General features: G+C 33.5%; 17 protein-coding genes and 1 pseudogene. 11 read left to right on the forward strand and 7 right to left on the reverse strand.

Going from position 1 to position 15,929, the window contains the following annotated elements; all coding sequences use genetic code 11:
- The first annotated feature begins 1 nt into the window (after position 1).
- The 3 genes from ACUUYC_RS17215 (at position 2) to ACUUYC_RS17225 (ending at position 2,586) form a co-directional block, all read left to right on the forward strand.
- Positions 2–388 carry a hypothetical protein gene (locus ACUUYC_RS17215; RefSeq protein WP_474267911.1) on the forward strand — a complete coding sequence of 129 codons (387 nt, stop codon included), beginning with the start codon at positions 2–4 and terminating at the stop codon, positions 386–388.
- A gap of 100 nt (positions 389–488) precedes the next feature.
- On the forward strand, positions 489–953 hold the full coding sequence (locus tag ACUUYC_RS17220; RefSeq protein WP_474267912.1) for a hypothetical protein: 465 nt from the start codon (positions 489–491) through the stop codon (positions 951–953).
- A gap of 94 nt (positions 954–1,047) precedes the next feature.
- A complete protein-coding gene (locus ACUUYC_RS17225) occupies positions 1,048–2,586 on the forward strand; it encodes a YifB family Mg chelatase-like AAA ATPase (protein ID WP_474267913.1) in 1,539 nt (512 codons plus the stop codon).
- Positions 2,587–2,741: 155 nt separating this feature from the next.
- On the opposite strand, the gene ACUUYC_RS17230 is transcribed toward ACUUYC_RS17225, so the two are convergent.
- The gene (locus tag ACUUYC_RS17230; RefSeq protein WP_474267914.1) at positions 2,742–4,259 is read right to left on the reverse strand and encodes a T9SS type A sorting domain-containing protein; all 1,518 of its coding nucleotides are present in this window, start codon (positions 4,257–4,259) and stop codon (positions 2,742–2,744) included.
- A gap of 413 nt (positions 4,260–4,672) precedes the next feature.
- Here ACUUYC_RS17230 and ACUUYC_RS17235 point away from each other — a divergent pair.
- Positions 4,673–4,789, forward strand: a pseudogene (locus ACUUYC_RS17235) (magnesium chelatase subunit ChlI family protein); the annotation flags it as partial.
- Between the two features lie 80 nt (positions 4,790–4,869).
- Here ACUUYC_RS17235 and dsrP read toward each other — a convergent pair.
- The 6 genes from dsrP to ACUUYC_RS17265 are packed head-to-tail and all read right to left on the reverse strand — an operon-like array spanning position 4,870 to position 11,170.
- The gene (gene dsrP, locus ACUUYC_RS17240) at positions 4,870–6,090 is read right to left on the reverse strand and encodes a sulfate reduction electron transfer complex DsrMKJOP subunit DsrP (RefSeq protein ID WP_474267915.1); all 1,221 of its coding nucleotides are present in this window, start codon (positions 6,088–6,090) and stop codon (positions 4,870–4,872) included.
- Between the two features lie 38 nt (positions 6,091–6,128).
- Positions 6,129–7,256, reverse strand: a complete 1,128-nt coding sequence (locus tag ACUUYC_RS17245) for a 4Fe-4S dicluster domain-containing protein (RefSeq protein ID WP_474267916.1) — start codon at positions 7,254–7,256, stop codon at positions 6,129–6,131.
- Between the two features lie 36 nt (positions 7,257–7,292).
- Positions 7,293–7,916: a cytochrome c3 family protein gene (locus ACUUYC_RS17250; protein ID WP_474267917.1), complete on the reverse strand. Its 624-nt coding sequence runs from the start codon at positions 7,914–7,916 to the stop codon at positions 7,293–7,295.
- Positions 7,913–8,596 carry a nitrate reductase cytochrome c-type subunit gene (locus ACUUYC_RS17255; protein WP_474267918.1) on the reverse strand — a complete coding sequence of 228 codons (684 nt, stop codon included), beginning with the start codon at positions 8,594–8,596 and terminating at the stop codon, positions 7,913–7,915. Before ACUUYC_RS17255 ends, ACUUYC_RS17250 begins: the two co-directional genes overlap by 4 nt.
- 3 nt (positions 8,597–8,599) lie before the next feature.
- On the reverse strand, positions 8,600–10,885 hold the full coding sequence (locus tag ACUUYC_RS17260; RefSeq protein ID WP_474267919.1) for a molybdopterin-dependent oxidoreductase: 2,286 nt from the start codon (positions 10,883–10,885) through the stop codon (positions 8,600–8,602).
- A gap of 45 nt (positions 10,886–10,930) precedes the next feature.
- Positions 10,931–11,170, reverse strand: a complete 240-nt coding sequence (locus ACUUYC_RS17265; protein WP_474267920.1) for a hypothetical protein — start codon at positions 11,168–11,170, stop codon at positions 10,931–10,933.
- A 147-nt stretch (positions 11,171–11,317) separates the two neighbouring features.
- Between ACUUYC_RS17265 and ACUUYC_RS17270 the strand changes: the two genes are divergently transcribed.
- Genes ACUUYC_RS17270 through ACUUYC_RS17300 form a run of 7 tightly spaced genes read left to right on the forward strand, consistent with a single transcriptional unit; the run spans position 11,318 to position 15,929 of the window.
- A complete protein-coding gene (locus ACUUYC_RS17270; RefSeq protein WP_474267921.1) occupies positions 11,318–12,493 on the forward strand; it encodes a molybdopterin molybdotransferase MoeA in 1,176 nt (391 codons plus the stop codon).
- Between the two features lie 11 nt (positions 12,494–12,504).
- The gene (locus ACUUYC_RS17275) at positions 12,505–12,843 is read left to right on the forward strand and encodes a winged helix-turn-helix domain-containing protein (RefSeq protein ID WP_474267922.1); all 339 of its coding nucleotides are present in this window, start codon (positions 12,505–12,507) and stop codon (positions 12,841–12,843) included.
- Positions 12,840–13,583, forward strand: coding sequence for a sulfite exporter TauE/SafE family protein (locus ACUUYC_RS17280; protein ID WP_474267923.1), 744 nt, complete (start codon positions 12,840–12,842; stop codon positions 13,581–13,583). Before ACUUYC_RS17275 ends, ACUUYC_RS17280 begins: the two co-directional genes overlap by 4 nt.
- 2 nt (positions 13,584–13,585) lie before the next feature.
- A complete protein-coding gene (locus tag ACUUYC_RS17285; RefSeq protein WP_474267924.1) occupies positions 13,586–14,173 on the forward strand; it encodes a molybdenum cofactor guanylyltransferase in 588 nt (195 codons plus the stop codon).
- Complete coding sequence (locus tag ACUUYC_RS17290) at positions 14,157–14,390, forward strand: MoaD/ThiS family protein (RefSeq protein WP_474267925.1); 234 nt, start codon at positions 14,157–14,159, stop codon at positions 14,388–14,390. The genes ACUUYC_RS17285 and ACUUYC_RS17290 overlap by 17 nt, the downstream gene beginning before the upstream one ends.
- Positions 14,391–14,402: 12 nt before the next feature.
- Entirely contained in the window at positions 14,403–15,479 is a 1,077-nt protein-coding gene (moeB, locus tag ACUUYC_RS17295) for a molybdopterin-synthase adenylyltransferase MoeB (RefSeq protein ID WP_474267926.1), read from the forward strand.
- 3 nt (positions 15,480–15,482) lie between these two features.
- Positions 15,483–15,929: a molybdenum cofactor biosynthesis protein MoaE gene (locus tag ACUUYC_RS17300; RefSeq protein ID WP_474267927.1), complete on the forward strand. Its 447-nt coding sequence runs from the start codon at positions 15,483–15,485 to the stop codon at positions 15,927–15,929.

The following is a 15,929-nucleotide window of genomic DNA, read 5'->3' on the forward strand; positions in this document are numbered from 1 at the left end:
TATGTTTAATAATTTAATTCAATTTCCGATAGAAAGTGACCTTTTAACATGGTCAGCTAAACAAATAGTAAGAGACATAAACAATAATCCTATGTTGTTTTATAGAGTTAAAATGACCGGAACATATTTTCCCGAACGTGCTCTAAATCCATATATAATGATTGGTAAGGTTAAATCTAAATTTGCCTTAATCTCTGAAGATGGACTGGAAGTAAGAGGATATTTTGAAAGGAATATCTCAAACTTTTCAAACGATTCAGTAGAATTTGGTTATGGAGAAGAAGAACCATTACTAAGAATTAAAAGAAGGTTTGTTAATGATGAAATTAAGCTTCTAGATTTTAAAAGGCTGAAAATAACACCAATAAATCTTGATATTATCCAATAAGATTCTCATTTTTATCTAAATGAAAGTTTTTAAAGGCACTTTATTTATATTAACGCTAAGCATAATGCTAATATGTGGATGTGCAACAAAAAGTGAAACTATGAATAATTCAATACCGAATCATAAATTTAATTCATGGGAGTTGCAAGAAGATAGCAGTATACTAATGCCGAGTAATTGGACAATTTCAAAAAAGGAATATTCTGAAAGTGTTCTACGTTACCCAAATGAAAGTGATGATGGTTATCATTTGTATTTAGCACAAAAAGGGCAGCTTAAAACTACTTTCAGTTTATTAGGACAGCCAAAAACGTTACAGGTTTTCTTGAAAAGTTTTCTCGAAGGAGATCAAGTAACCATTTTGTTAATACTTTATAATAATGATGAAGTTGTATCAAAAACGGAGTGGAAACTTGCAGAAGATATTAAAGAGTATACAAAGTTTGAAATAGCAATTGCGCCAATAAAAGGCAAATGCACTACGGGTGAAATCGTATTAATAGGACCTCAGTTTGTTCGTTCGGAAGAAACTGGAGTCCATATAAAAAGCATACAAATTAAGTAAAATCTAACGCTCATACAAAATCTATAACGCTTACGAAGTATTCTTTTGAAACTACTATATAAAGAAATAGTTTTAAAGAAAACTAACTTTAAAAATGCTCAAAAAAGTCTTTGGAAGTGCCGTATTTGGTATAGAAGCTACCACAATTACCGTAGAAGTGAATGTGGCAAAAGGAATAGGTTATCATTTGGTCGGTTTGCCCGATAATGCAATTAAAGAAAGTAACTATCGTATTGCAGCTGCGTTACAAAACAACGGTTACAAAATTCCAGGAAAGAAAATCACGATCAATATGGCGCCTGCAGATTTACGTAAAGAAGGAAGTGCGTATGATTTAACCTTAGCCTTAGGAATATTAGCAGCTTCTAATCAGATTCAATCTGAAAACATAGAAGAATATCTTATCATGGGCGAATTGTCCTTAGATGGAAGCCTACAACCAATCAGTGGCGTATTACCAATAGCCATAAAAGCACGTGAAGAAGGTTTCAAAGGATTTATTCTGCCAAAACAAAATGCAAAAGAAGCGGCTGTTGTCAACAATTTAGAAGTCTATGGAATTGAAAACATAAAAGAAGTCATCAACTTCTTTGACAAAGGTGAATCGTTAGAACAAACAATCATTGACACGCGTGCAGAATTCCTGAAAAACCTAGCATTTCCCGAATTTGACTTCTCAGATGTAAAGGGGCAGGAAAGTATCAAGCGTTGTATGGAAATTGCCGCAGCTGGCGGACATAACATTATTCTAATTGGTCCACCAGGTTCAGGAAAAACGATGTTAGCCAAAAGATTGCCATCGATATTACCGCCATTAACACTTCATGAAGCATTGGAAACAACCAAAATTCATTCGGTAGTTGGAAATGTAAAAGACAAGTCGGGTTTAATTTCTGAACGACCTTTTCGGAATCCACATCATACAATATCAGACGTCGCATTAGTTGGCGGTGGCAGTTATCCGCAACCTGGAGAAATCTCGTTAGCGCATAATGGCGTATTATTCTTGGATGAATTGCCAGAATTTAAACGAAGTGTCTTAGAAGTCATGCGACAACCTCTAGAAGACAGAGAAGTGACAATTTCACGTGCGCGATTTACAATTACCTACCCAAGTAGTTTTATGTTAGTAGCAAGTATGAATCCGAGTCCAAGCGGATTTTTCAACGATCCAAATTCACCAATGTCGTCGTCTCCGATGGAAATGCAACGGTATATGGGAAAAATATCTGGACCTTTATTAGATCGAATAGACATTCATATTGAAGTCACGCCAGTTCCTTTTGAAAAACTTTCGGAAGAACGAAAAGGTGAAACCAGTGAACTGATTCGCGAACGTGTAATCAAAGCTAGAGAAATTCAAACAGAACGATTTGATGATTCAGAGACCTTACATTACAATGCACAAATGAACACCAAACAAATTCGGTTATACTGTAAACTAGATAAAGAAGCTCTGAATTTACTCAAAACTGCAATGGAGCGTTTGAATTTATCCGCAAGAGCGTACGACAGAATTCTCAAAGTCGCCAGAACTATTGCTGATTTAGGCGAACAGCCAGACATTTTGCCAGATCATATTGCAGAAGCTATTCAATACAGAAGTTTGGATAGAGAAGGTTGGTTGGGATAAATTATATGTCATGGTACCATATAAAAAATTAATTAAAAATTTTAAGTTTCTACCTTTATATTAAGATCGAGTTAAGCATGATTTGCGTGTGAAAAATATTTTTTGACAAAATTTAAAAGTAAAAAACATCTTAAAACCTGAAGAAAGGCAATTAATTAATTTTTAATTAGTTTTATAGTTACCTGTTTATCTAAGGATTTTATTTTAACAAAGTAAACCCCAGAATTTAATTCGTAAGTATTTATTTCAATTTTAGAAATGTTATGAAAGTATTCCTTTTTTATTTGTTTTCCAAGTATATTAAATAACCCTATATGTATAGTGTTGTATACTTTATTCAGATTTATGATAGATGTTGAAAAACTTGGATTTGGATATAATATTACTTCATTTTCAAATGTATTTTCATCTACACTTAAACTATTAGTAGAATATACTCTTACATGACCTGTACTATTATTGTTTTTTTTAGCTCCTATAGCAACGGTTTGGCCATCATCACTTAAACTAACACTACCTCCAGATTCATCTGCAAAAGCTTCTCCATCTATGTCAGTACCTAACTGAATCCAACTACCAGAATTATATTCGTAAATTCTTACATGTCCGCTATAAATTGCTGTCCCATCATTTTTAATAGCACCTACTGCTAATATATTTCCATCATTATTTAAACTAACTGAATGACCAAATTCATCTCCAGCATTTTCACCATCTATATCAGAACCTAATTGTTGCCAAGTATTTGTTGAAGTATTGAATTTAAACACTCTTGCATGTCCTGAGTCATTACCATTTCCATCATTTGTTTTTGATCCAATTGCTACTTTATTGCCTACTCCGTTTATACTTACTGTATAACCAAAATAATCATATTGACCTTCACCATCGATATCAGAACCTAATTGTAACCAATCACTTGAACTAGAATCATATTGATATATACGTGCGTGCCCATAATTATCTCCTATTGCTCCTTCTGCATCATTTCCTACAGCTCCTATAATGATTCTATTTCCGTTATTATTTAGACTAACACTATATCCAAAATTGTCTTGATTTGCTTCACCTACTAATGTAGAACCACGTTGAATCCACGTATTTGTTGCAGAATTATAATTATATATTCTTACATTACCTTTTGGATTCGCACCAGTATTACCGACAGAGCCTATAGCAAGTATATTTCCAGCATTATTTAAACTTATAGATTCTCCAGATCTGTCTCCTGGACTTTCTCCACTTATATCAGAACCTAATTGAGTCCAATCCCCCGAAATATATTGATAAACTTTTACATCCCCTGATTCAGCACCACCACCACTACTTAAATTTGATCCGATTGCTACTATATTACCTTCATTATTTAAACTTAATGATTTTCCAAATTGATCTCTTATTTCACCATCAATATCAGAACCTAATTGAACCCATAAACTTGTTGATGCATTAAATTCATATACTCTTACATGTCCTGATTGAAAACCACCATCATCATTTAACCTTCCTCCAATAGCTACTCTATTACCTGCTCCATTTATACTAACTATTTCACCAGACAAATCTTCTTCAGCTTCTCCATCTATATCATTGCCTAATTGATTCCATTGAGAATATGCTGATGAATAAATTAATAAAAAAAATATTAGAATAGATTTTATTTTAAGTCTCATTTTTATAAAAAATTTTGTAATCAAAAATAACATATAAAAAAGCTCTAAAAAATACGTGCCAGCACGTATTTTTTAGAGCTTTTATTAATTAAATCTTGATAAAAGGGTGCTTGATTAAATAGTTGCAATGTATTTTAAATAAAGCAGTAATTAACGGAACTAAAACTACTAATGAAGGTGTTATTATTGCCTTTTGCATTTGGAGTTCTTCGGAGTCTATTAGCGATAATACTTGGAATTAACTTATAAGATTTGTTGATTAGCTCGAATGTGATAAGTTATACGTTGGTTGTGTGTGTTTTTTCTAACTATTTTAATCATTAAAGTTTATTTCATACGTTACAAAATCCTCCGAGCAGTAAGGGTTACTTTCTTTTTCTATAATTACATTAATGCGTTATATGTAGATTATTTTGTTTAAAGTAGCACGTACAATTGCCGATTTAGGAAGCGAACCAAATATTTTACCAAATCATATCGCGGAAGCCATTCAATACAGAAGTTTGAATAGAGAAGGTTGGTTGGGATGAGTTACTTTGTGATTTTTAAATCGAGTGATTTGTAATAAAAAACCGAACAAGAATAAGATTCACACTTATGTTTTTATAACTCATTTTTTCTTGTAACGTAACTTCCCAGTTTCAATTCCAATAGCTGTTCTCGCTAAAATTGTAAATACAAAAGCTCCTAAAGCCCAAATACCTAAGGTAACACCTATTTCAATTCCAGTAGGTGTGTATTCTGCAATTTTTCCGTAAGGTCCAGGAATAAATCCAGGAACTATAAGTCCAAATCCTTTTTCAATCCAGATGGCAACAAATAGCATAAAACAAGCAAAGAATAATACTTTGAAATTGTTTCTAAGCTTATGGAATGTAAGCATTACGGTTGCTACCACATTCATAGTGATTGCTGTCCAAATCCAAGGTAATAAAGCTGTTTTTCCTTTCAATCCAAAGAATAAATAATATGCACTTTCACTATGATGTGTTGGTGCATAGAATTCTTTAAACAATTCAGAAACTAACATAATTAAGTTAATCTGTGCTGCTACAGTAACTACCATAGCAATCTTTTTAAGTGTTTTATCTTCTATTTTGAAAGCTGTATAAGTTCGGATAATTGCTAAGACTAAAATAATTAATGCAGGTCCGGCAGCAAATGCAGAAGCTAGAAAACGAGGTCCTAAAAGCGCATTGTTCCAAAACGGTCTTGCTTGCAATCCTTGATACAAGAAAGCCGTTACTAAGTGAATTCCAACTGCCCAGAAGACTGATAAAATTGCTCCAGGAACATAGATACTCTTTTTAGATTCTTTTCCTTGATAATGTCTAAATAATATATAAAATGGAATAGTAATATTTAAAAATAAGTAGCCATTTAATACTAATACATCCCAAGTAAGCATTGAGTTAGGAAAGTTAAATACACCTATTCCTGGTATCATATGCCAAAGTACAGATGGTCCGCCCATATCAGCAATAACAAATGCCAAACACATAATAAGTGCGGCAACTGCTAAACCTTCACCAATAAGAACAGCTTGTTTAAAATCGATGTCTTTTAATACATAGGTTGGCATTACCAACATTACGGCTGCAGCAGCAACACCAACTAAGAATGTAAAGTTAGAAATATACAATCCCCAACTTACTCTATCTGTCATTCCTGTTACACTCAATCCGTGTTCTAATTGGACTGAATAACAGTACATTCCACCAAGCATCACAATCGTTAAAAACGCCATCCATAGATGATATTTTTTTGAACCATGTGTAATGGTATCTAAACTATCTTTAACTAAACTTCCAAAAACTCTAAGTCTTCTCATTTACGTATACTTTAACTTATTTCAAGTTTTATATTTTATTAATCCATAAAGTACCAGAACTTAGGCTCTGTGCCTAAATCTTCTTTAAGTCTAAATACTTTTTTGTTTTCAAGAACCCAGCGAATTGTACTATCTGGATCTAATAGGTTTCCAAAAATGCGGGCTCCAGTTGGGCATGCTTCTACACAAGCAGGATTTTTACCAGCTCTAGAACGTTGTACACAGAATGTACATTTTTCCATCACACCTTTTTTGCGCATTCTATTTCCTAAATAATGTTGATTTTTATTAATTTCTTCTTCAGGAACTGTTGGTTTACTCCAATTGAATCGACGACCATCGTACGGACAAGCTGCCATGCAATAACGACATCCAACACACCAATCATAATCTATTACAACTAAGCCATCATCTTCTCGCCAAGTAGCTTGTACAGGACATACATCTACGCATGGAGGATTATCACAATGAAAGCATTGTGTACCCATGTAAAAATGTCCTTCGGCAGGAACTTCATGATAGTAATTATCATCAGCTTCATTAAAGTTGAATCCTTTTCCGTCTTTCATCTCGTGAATACGGATATATTGCATTTGTGAATTACGATCTTGATTGTTTTCTTCAACACAAGCATTTACACAATCCATGTATCCTTGACATTTGGAAATATTGAAAGCATAGCCAAATAGTACATCTTCTTCAGCATTTTTAGATGACATGCTAATGGTTTTTCCAGTTCGCAATTGATACGAACGAACAAGTCTATCTACGGTTCCTTTCTTTTCATCATCAGACATCAATTTATAGTTTCCTTTAAATTGTTCTTCCCAATCTATTTGTGCTTTTTCCTTAGTTTCATCTCCTGCAATAACACTTGTACAAGATGATACAGCGCCAGCACCAATTAATAAACTTGCTGTTAGTTTTTTAAAGGCAGATCTTCTATCCATCTTAACGTCAAACACTTGTTCAAAACCGTCTTTGGTTCTTTCATCTCCTATAGAAGCATCTACTGCTGCTTCAAAAAACTCTTTTTCGTTTAACTCTTCTTTTGGAACACTAGAATTGCATCCTCCAGAAGGATTTCCACAACCACAAGAGTGAGAAGTATCTTTTTCTTTTCTTCCAAAATTTAGAGAATACCATTTTTTGTTATTATCGCTCATACCTTATGATGTTATATAGTCTATTGAAAGACTTTATTACTTTCGTTCTTTTATTTTTTGAGTATTAAATCTCGCAGGCCATTTAGATTCAAAATGCGGATCATGTGGATTATGACAGTTTACGCAAGTCATTGATGCTCTAGGAGGCGCCCATCCACCAATACGTTTTCCGTGTGCGCCACCTTGCCAATCATCATATTGTTTTGTATGACATTGCGCGCATAATTGATAACTTTTATTGAGATCGATTATATTTCCAGTTAAACTTGTCAAATTGTCCATTTTCTTTTCATTATGACAAGTAGTACAATTCATTGTATTTTGATCTGCATGATTTATAGTAATATCCCAATGTGCTTTCTTTATTTCTTCAGAGCTCTGTAATTCGCTTAAAGGTTTTGAATGACATTCTGTACAAGCAAATGATTTGATTTTACTTTTACGTTCTGGAATTAAGAAAGTACGTTCTCCAACGGTAACTTCTATCATTTTTTCATCTCCTAAATGCTCTTCGGAAGAAATAGAAATACCGTGATAATTTTCACTTTCTGCTTCTATTTTGTCAGTTATACTATGGTATTCTTCGTCGTGATGTTTACATGAAAATATAGACATGGAAAGAAACGCAGTAATGATTATGATGTAGTTTTTATTGCTCATTTTTGTTGTCGGTTAAAAATTCCTATATCCTTAACTTCTTTATCATTTAAAACATGACATTGTCTACAATTGATTCGATCAGGATGCGATACTCTTATTTCTTTTGGAGCACTTGGTCCTGCATGGCACGATAAACAATTTTCTCGCATTTGAATTTGATGAGGTATTACAGGCGGACTGCCATTCAATGCATTGTTAATTCCAACTTTTGGAGCTGTAACGTTATAAAAATCATTTTCTTTAAATAAAGACGTTGTATTTTCTACCACATGACATTGTCTACAGTTTATCATTTCTGGATGTGGCGTTACAGGAGCATACGCATTAAATTTTGTTACAAATCCTCCATTTTGATGACATTGTAAACAACTATTTGCACCGATGTTTCGTTCATCTTTTACTTCATGTGGAATACTTGGCGGCGCTCCATGATAAGCTCTATTGTCATAATAGGTTGCTAAAGATCTTTGATGATTTTTATCTACAGGCATATTAGCATAATCTAACGCAAACTCAGAACGTTTAAAAACACCAGCTTCTGAAGGAATTGAAGGAATTGAATTGTCATTCGTTATTGGAATATAAGCGTCTTCTAATCCAGTTTGGTAACTATAATTCCATACAACTATAAAAGCTATAGATAACAGTGTAAATAATGATATAATACCTAATCGTTTCATACGCTATACCTTTTCTACTTTAGCAGCACATTTTTTATAGTCTGGCTCTTTTGAAATAGGACAAAAAGCATCTAAAAGTACATCGTTAATCAATAGGTTTTCGTCAAAGAAAGGCACAAATACTTGCCCTTTAGTTGGTAAACCTCTTTCGTTAATAGAAGCGGGTAAAGTACAAGAACCTCTACGAGTTGTTACTTTTACATTTTCACCATTTCTTATTCCTAGTGTTTTTGCATCTTCTGGATGAAACTCTACATACGCATTCGGCATAGCCTTATGCAATACAGGAATTCTTCGGGTCATAGAACCAGTATGCCAGTGTTCTATAACACGACCAGTATTTAACCAAAACGGATATTCATTATCTGGAGATTCTGCAGCTGGTTCGTAAGGGCGTTGCCAAATGGTGGCTCTTCCGTCTGGTTTTCCATAGAAATGGAAATCTTTACCATTGTCACATGCAGGATCATATTTAGCATTAAAGCGCCATTGTGTAGATTTTCCATTTACATACGGCCAAATAACGCCTGATTCTTTTTTTAACACTTCCAACGGAGCCATGCCATGTTTGGCTCCTTCATGAAACTGTCTGTATTCGTTATAAATTTCTTCTACATGGTTTTCCTTACTGTAAGGAAATAAATCGCCATAACCCATGCGCTTCGCTATTTCAATTGTCATCCATGCATCTGGAGTAGTATCTCCTGGTCCTTCTATCATTTGATCCCAGTGTTGCGTTCTTCGTTCTGAATTTCCGTATAAACCACCTTTTTCAATATGCCATGATGCTGGTAAAATAACATCAGCAACATCTGATGTTGGTGTTGGAAATACATCAGAAACCACTACAAAACAAGATTCTTTTTGCATTGCTGGACGATAACGATTGGTATTTGGTAGAGATACTAACGGGTTAGTAACTTGTGTCCATAAAAATTTAATATCACCACGATCTACAGCTCTAAACATTTCGGTCGTATGATATGTAGGTTTTGACGGAATACGTTCATAAGGTACTTTCCATATTTTGGCAGCAAGTCGTCTGTGTTTTTCATTTACGACAACTCCTTTTGGTAATTTGTGCGTAAATGTTCCTACTTCTCTTGCAGTTCCACAAGCAGATGGTTGACCTGTTAATGAAAATGGTCCATTGCCCGGTTGTGATATTTTACCGGTAAGTAAGTGTATATTGTATATGAGGTTATTCATCCAAGTTCCTCTGGTATGTTGGTTAACTCCCATACACCAATAGGATATTACTTTTTTATTTGGATCACCATAGATAGCTGCTAAATATTTAATGTTTTTTACAGATACTTTAGAGTACTTTGCTACTTTTTCTGGCGTATAGTCTTCTAGAAATTTCTTATACGCTTCAAAATCTATTTTTTCTGGCTTATCTTTAAATTTGTATTTATCTTCTGTTCCATATCCCATTTTGGTTTTTCCTTTAAAGAAACTGATATGGTCTTCTACAAACTTTTTGTTCATCAATCCATTATTGATAATTTCATAACAAATGGCGTTTGCCACAGCTAAATCGGTTTGTGGTTCAAAAAGAATAGATCTGTCGGAAGCAGTACTAGAACGTGTAGTTCGGGTTGCAAAATCTATAATTTTGGCTCCTCTGCTATTTTTTTGTTCCAACATTCTAGAAAACAATACTGGGTGCATTTCTGCCATATTATTTCCCCAAGTAATAAAATAATCTGCATGGTCAATATCTTCATAGCATCCCATGGGTTCGTCTGCTCCAAAAGAAGTCATAAATCCTGCTACTGCACTTGCCATACAAAGACGTGCATTACATTCTAAATTGTTGGTTCCAATGGCACCTTTCATAAATTTAGATGCTACGTAACCTTCAGGAATTGTAGATTGCCCAGAAGTATACATTGCAACCGAATCTTTACCATGTTTTTCAATGGTCTCTTTCATTTTGTTAGCAACAATGTCTAGTGCTTCGTTAATAGGTGTTTCTACATAGCGTCCATTCTTTTTAACTAAAGCATGCGTTAACCTGTCTTTTGCTTGGATACACATTGTTTGATGATATCCTTTTACACACAAGAGTCCTTTATTTACAGAGCTATTAGGATCTCCTTTTACAGCGACGGCTTTTCCATTTTCTACACCTACTAATATTCCGCAACCTACACCACAAAATCTGCATGGTGCTTTTTTCCAATCTAGATTGGCACCTTTAGGTAAACCTTTTTCTTGTTCTTCTGCAAAAAGAATTCCAGGAAACATAGTTGCTGCGGCCGTCATAGCAGATAGTAAGGCCATTTTTTTTATAAAACTTCGTCTATTTGTTATAGAAGTATACATATATTAATTCTTTTTAGGTGTATTAAATCCTGAAACCATTGCTAACAACTTTAGACTGTCAATAGCTTCTATTTGTTCTTTTAAATGATCTTCTTCAAGATTACTTTCTGTGTCCGTCACAATGATTACTAAATCTTGATTTTGGGCAGGAACGATTTCACATTGCTCTAACCTCGATAAAGCTTCTATGAGGTTGTTTTTTTTGCCTTCATGCGGATGGGCTAAATAACTTTTAACGGGCATTATTTTTCTTTATGAGTTCTAGTACAAAGTACAAAAAACAATCAGTTTTAAAACATGATATTTATCATAAATTAATGAAAATCAAGTCGTTATATTTGTCAGGAAATAACGGTATAGTTTATAATTAACAGTGATAATTCTACAATAATGATTAATGTGAAAGAAGCGAAACAACTCATTTTTAATAATATAAGTGTAATTGAAACAGAGGAGAAGCTTTTGATAAATAGTGTTTCTAGTTATCTATCTGAAGATATAAAATCACCTATAAATATGCCTCCTTTTCGACAATCTGCTATGGATGGTTATGCAATTTGTATGCATAATTCAACTAATTATAAAGTTATTGATGAAATAAAAGCAGGAGATGAACACCATCCAAGGTTGAAAAAAGGAGAAGCTGTTAGAATTTTTACAGGAGCTGCTGTTCCCAATGATGCGAATGCGGTAATAATGCAAGAACGTGTAATTCTTGAAAATGATACTATAAAACTAACAAGTGATATTTTTATAGGAGATAACATTCGACAGCTAGGAGAGCAAGTTAAAATAGGAACAATAGCGTTAAAGAAAGAAACTTACCTGACACCAGCAGCTATAGGTTTTTTAACTTCTTTAGGAATAAAAAAAGTTACTGTTTATAAAAAGCCTTCAATAGCAATTGTTGTAACAGGAAATGAACTAGTGGAAGCTGGGAAACCTTTAAGTTATGGTAAAATATATGAAAGCAACTCTATAATGTTGCAAAGTGCTTTAAATGCGACAGGTTTTATAAATACACAACTATATAAGATTCCTGATGATTATAAGGAAACACTTCACATAGTAGATACTGTAATTAAAAAGCATGAAGTTGTTTTAATAACTGGCGGTATTTCTGTAGGCGATTATGATTTTGTTGGGAAAGTTCTAAAAGAATTAAATGTGAATCAACTGTTTTATAAAGTGAAGCAGAAACCGGGAAAACCTTTATTCTTTGGAAAAAAAGAAGATACTTCAATTTTTGCACTTCCAGGAAATCCTGCTGCAGCTTTAAGTTGTTTCTATATATATGTATATGCAGCATTGCAACGAATGTCTGGCGTTACAAATTTTCAATTAAAGGAATCTATAGAAATAGCTGCTTCAGTTTTCACGAAAAAAGGAGATCGTGCACAATTTTTAAAAGCGATCTATAAAGAAGGTAAAGTAACCATTCTTGAAGGACAAAGTTCGGCAATGTTACAAACGTTTGCGTTGGCGAATGCATTTGTATATATGCCAGAAGAGATGCATCAAATTTCCATAGGAGATCAAGTACAAGTTATACACATTCCTAATTAAAATAGCGCATTATGGATTATAAAATAAAAAGTAGAATTTGGATTGAAGTAGATGATAAAGTGCTCATAGGAGAAGGACGTGTTCGGCTATTAAAAGCAATTGAGCAAACAGGTTCATTATCCAAAGGTGCCAAAGCATTAGAAATGTCTTATAAGAAAGCTTGGACACTTATTGATGCCATTAATAAATCTGCAAAAAATCCAGTAATAGTTTCAAGTATTGGAGGAAAAGATGGAGGAGGAACAAGACTAACTCCACATGGAAAAGAATTAATTATTGCTTTTGATAAAATTAATAAAAACTGTTGGAAATATTTAGATAAACAACTTTCTAAGGTAGATACAATTTGATAGTAGACTTAAATACATATTGGATTTTTATAGTAATCCTGCCAGTAATATCATTTCTCTATGCAAGTGTAGGGCATGGTGGAGCTAGCGGATATTTGGCTTTAATGGCTTTGTTTTCCTTTGCTCCAGAAGTGATGAAACCAACGGCGTTATTGTTGAATTTATTTGTAGCAGGCATTGCGTTTTATCATTATTACAAAGAAGGATACTTTAATGGAAAGTTATTCCTATCATTTGCGATAACGTCTATTCCGATGGCGTTTATAGGCGGAATGATTACAATTGATGCTTCTATCTATAAAAAGATATTAGCGTTACTATTAGTTTTTGCGATTCTTAAAATGTTGAATGTTTTCGGAAATGAAAAATCGAAAGTAAAAAGCATTAAAATATGGCAAGGATTGATTGTTGGCGCAGTCATAGGTTTCTTTTCAGGATTGATTGGTATTGGCGGTGGAATTATACTAAGTCCAGTGATTTTATTACTTCATTGGGGAAAAATGAAAGAAGCTGCTGCGGTTTCCGCATTATTCATTTGGGTAAACTCAGCTGCAGGTTTAATTGGACAATTAAGCAGTGGCGCTTCTTTAGCAAATGAAGCGTTCATCTTTGTGATTTTTGCACTAATTGGAGGTTTTCTTGGCGGCTATTACGGAAGTAAAAATTTTAATAATAAGAGCTTACGATATATGCTAGCTTTTGTACTAATTCTAGCATCTTTTAAATTGTTTTTGATCTAATTATGGAAGCAACTAAAAAACATATCACAGGAATCATTCTCGCTGGAGGAAAAAGCAAGCGTATGGGAAGTGATAAAGGTTTTATGTTATACAATGAAAAACCTTTTATACAACATAGCATAGATGCTTTAAAACCGTTAGTTTCAGAAATTATCATCGTTAGTAACAATCCTGAATATGACATTTTTCAAAAGAAACGTGTAACAGATATCATTCCTGATGCTGGTCCTTTAGCTGGTTTATATACAGGATTACAGTATTCTAAAACAGAAAATAATTTGGTGCTGAGCTGTGATATTCCGCTAATCAATACAACTGTTTTAAAGGAATTGATAAATCATTCGCATGATGACGCAGACATTGTACAAATACAAAGTCAGGATAGAAAAATGCCGCTCATCGCTTTGTATAAAAAAAAATGCAAAGACCAATGTTTATCATTATTAGAACAAGGAGAAAGACGATTAAAGGTATTAGTAGCACAATCAAACACTAAAACAATTAAACTTAATAAAACATTAGAAGTACGTACTATAAATGTAAACACACCAACAGAATTTAAAAATATAACGAATGCGAATAACGATTAAATATTTTGGAATGCTTGCTGAAGTTACCAATTGTCAAGAAGAAATTCTGGATGAAGAAGTAACTACGGTTTTAGAAGTATTGGATATTCTGTATCATAAATATCCAGTATTAAAAACCAAAAATTTTCAAGCGGCTCAAAACCAAGAAATGGTTGCCAAAGAAACGCTCTTAACACAAGGAGAATTAGCATTACTACCACCTTTTGCAGGCGGATAATTTATATACAATATGAATAGATATGACAGACATATTATATTGCCCGAAATAGGCGAGAAGGGACAACAGAAATTATTAAACTCAAAAGTATTGGTAGTTGGTGCTGGTGGTTTGGGTTGTCCAATTCTTCAATACTTATGTGCGGCAGGAATTGGAACATTAGGAATTATTGACGATGATATTGTAGATGAATCCAATTTACAACGCCAAGTATTATATGGTTCGTCTTCTTTAGGTGAATATAAAGTACTTGCAGCAAAAAAGCGTTTGGAAGATTTAAACAATACGATTACAATTCATGCGCATGCAGAAAAATTAACGCATGTGAACGCAATTGACTTATTTAAAAAATATGATCTTATTGTAGATGGAACAGACAATTTTACTACACGTTATTTAATAAATGATGCAGCTGTCATTACCAGAAAACCTTTGATATATGGAGCCATCTATAAATTTGAAGGACAAGTTGCAGTTTTCAATTATAACAATGGTCCAACGTATCGCTGTTTGTTTCCGAATCCTCCAAAACCAAGCGAAATTCCTAACTGTTCTGAAATAGGCGTTTTAGGTGTGCTTCCAGGAATTATTGGAACAATGCAAGCCAATGAAGTACTGAAAATTATATTAGGAATTGGAACTGTGTTAGCAGGGGAAATCCTGTACTATAATGCACTTACACTGCAATCTAATACTATTGCGATTCAAAAAACTGAACAAGCAGATTACGATACAGTTGTTGCTCAATTTCAAAAACAAGAAGCAGCGTTTAGTTGTGCAATAGCAATTCTAGAAATTACGATATCTGAAGTATTACAAAAGCAAAATGTACAATTTATTGATGTACGTGAAGCGGATGAACTGCCTAAAGTAACTGCCATAAATTGTATACACATTCCATTAAGTAAACTAGAAGAACAATTACATGAAATTGATTTTAAAAAAGAAACAATTCTATTCTGTCAATCAGGAATCCGAAGTAAAAAAGCAGTAATGGAATTACAGAAACATCATATTACAAATTGTTATAGCTTAAAAGAAGGTGCTTCAAGTTTGCAAAAAGCACTTAACACTATAGAAACTAACTAAAAGATGAAAAAAGATAAAAAGATAAAAAACGTATTCATTCAAGGACCAATCACGGCGGAGTTTATAGGAAACTCTATTGCCAAACATCAATCAAAAACAACGATTGGCGCGCATGATATTTTCTTGGGTCAAGTACGCGCAGATGAAGTTGATGGAAACATAGTAGCATCTATAGAATATACAGCGTATGAAGAAATGGCAAATCAGAAGTTTCATGAAATACGCGAAGCTACTTTTGAAAAGTTCAATCTTACCTGTATGCATATTTATCACAGTTTAGGAACTGTAAAAGCAGGTGAATTATGCTTGTTCGTATTCGTATCATCTCCAAGAAGAAAAGAAGTATTTAAAGCGATTGAATACATCGTTGAAGAAATAAAAACACAAGTTCCCGTATTCGGAAAAGAAGTCTTTGAAGACAGCACACATCAATGGAAAGTAAATAGTTAA

Source organism: Kordia sp. E, assembly GCF_056033805.1.

Excerpts from the sequence above, each read along its gene's own strand:
- ACUUYC_RS17215 (WP_474267911.1), top strand. The coding sequence starts at position 2 with ATGTTTAATAATTTAATTCAATTTCCGATAGAAAGTGACCTTTTAACA.
- ACUUYC_RS17220 (WP_474267912.1), top strand. The coding sequence starts at position 489 with ATGAATAATTCAATACCGAATCATAAATTTAATTCATGGGAGTTGCAA.
- ACUUYC_RS17225 (WP_474267913.1), top strand. The coding sequence starts at position 1,048 with ATGCTCAAAAAAGTCTTTGGAAGTGCCGTATTTGGTATAGAAGCTACC.
- ACUUYC_RS17230 (WP_474267914.1), bottom strand. The coding sequence starts at position 4,259 with ATGAGACTTAAAATAAAATCTATTCTAATATTTTTTTTATTAATTTAT.
- dsrP (WP_474267915.1), bottom strand. The coding sequence starts at position 6,090 with ATGAGAAGACTTAGAGTTTTTGGAAGTTTAGTTAAAGATAGTTTAGAT.
- ACUUYC_RS17245 (WP_474267916.1), bottom strand. The coding sequence starts at position 7,256 with ATGAGCGATAATAACAAAAAATGGTATTCTCTAAATTTTGGAAGAAAA.
- ACUUYC_RS17250 (WP_474267917.1), bottom strand. The coding sequence starts at position 7,916 with ATGAGCAATAAAAACTACATCATAATCATTACTGCGTTTCTTTCCATG.
- ACUUYC_RS17255 (WP_474267918.1), bottom strand. The coding sequence starts at position 8,596 with ATGAAACGATTAGGTATTATATCATTATTTACACTGTTATCTATAGCT.
- ACUUYC_RS17260 (WP_474267919.1), bottom strand. The coding sequence starts at position 10,885 with ATGGCCTTACTATCTGCTATGACGGCCGCAGCAACTATGTTTCCTGGA.
- ACUUYC_RS17265 (WP_474267920.1), bottom strand. The coding sequence starts at position 11,170 with ATGCCCGTTAAAAGTTATTTAGCCCATCCGCATGAAGGCAAAAAAAAC.
- ACUUYC_RS17270 (WP_474267921.1), top strand. The coding sequence starts at position 11,318 with ATGATTAATGTGAAAGAAGCGAAACAACTCATTTTTAATAATATAAGT.
- ACUUYC_RS17275 (WP_474267922.1), top strand. The coding sequence starts at position 12,505 with ATGGATTATAAAATAAAAAGTAGAATTTGGATTGAAGTAGATGATAAA.
- ACUUYC_RS17285 (WP_474267924.1), top strand. The coding sequence starts at position 13,586 with ATGGAAGCAACTAAAAAACATATCACAGGAATCATTCTCGCTGGAGGA.
- ACUUYC_RS17290 (WP_474267925.1), top strand. The coding sequence starts at position 14,157 with ATGCGAATAACGATTAAATATTTTGGAATGCTTGCTGAAGTTACCAAT.
- moeB (WP_474267926.1), top strand. The coding sequence starts at position 14,403 with ATGAATAGATATGACAGACATATTATATTGCCCGAAATAGGCGAGAAG.
- ACUUYC_RS17300 (WP_474267927.1), top strand. The coding sequence starts at position 15,483 with ATGAAAAAAGATAAAAAGATAAAAAACGTATTCATTCAAGGACCAATC.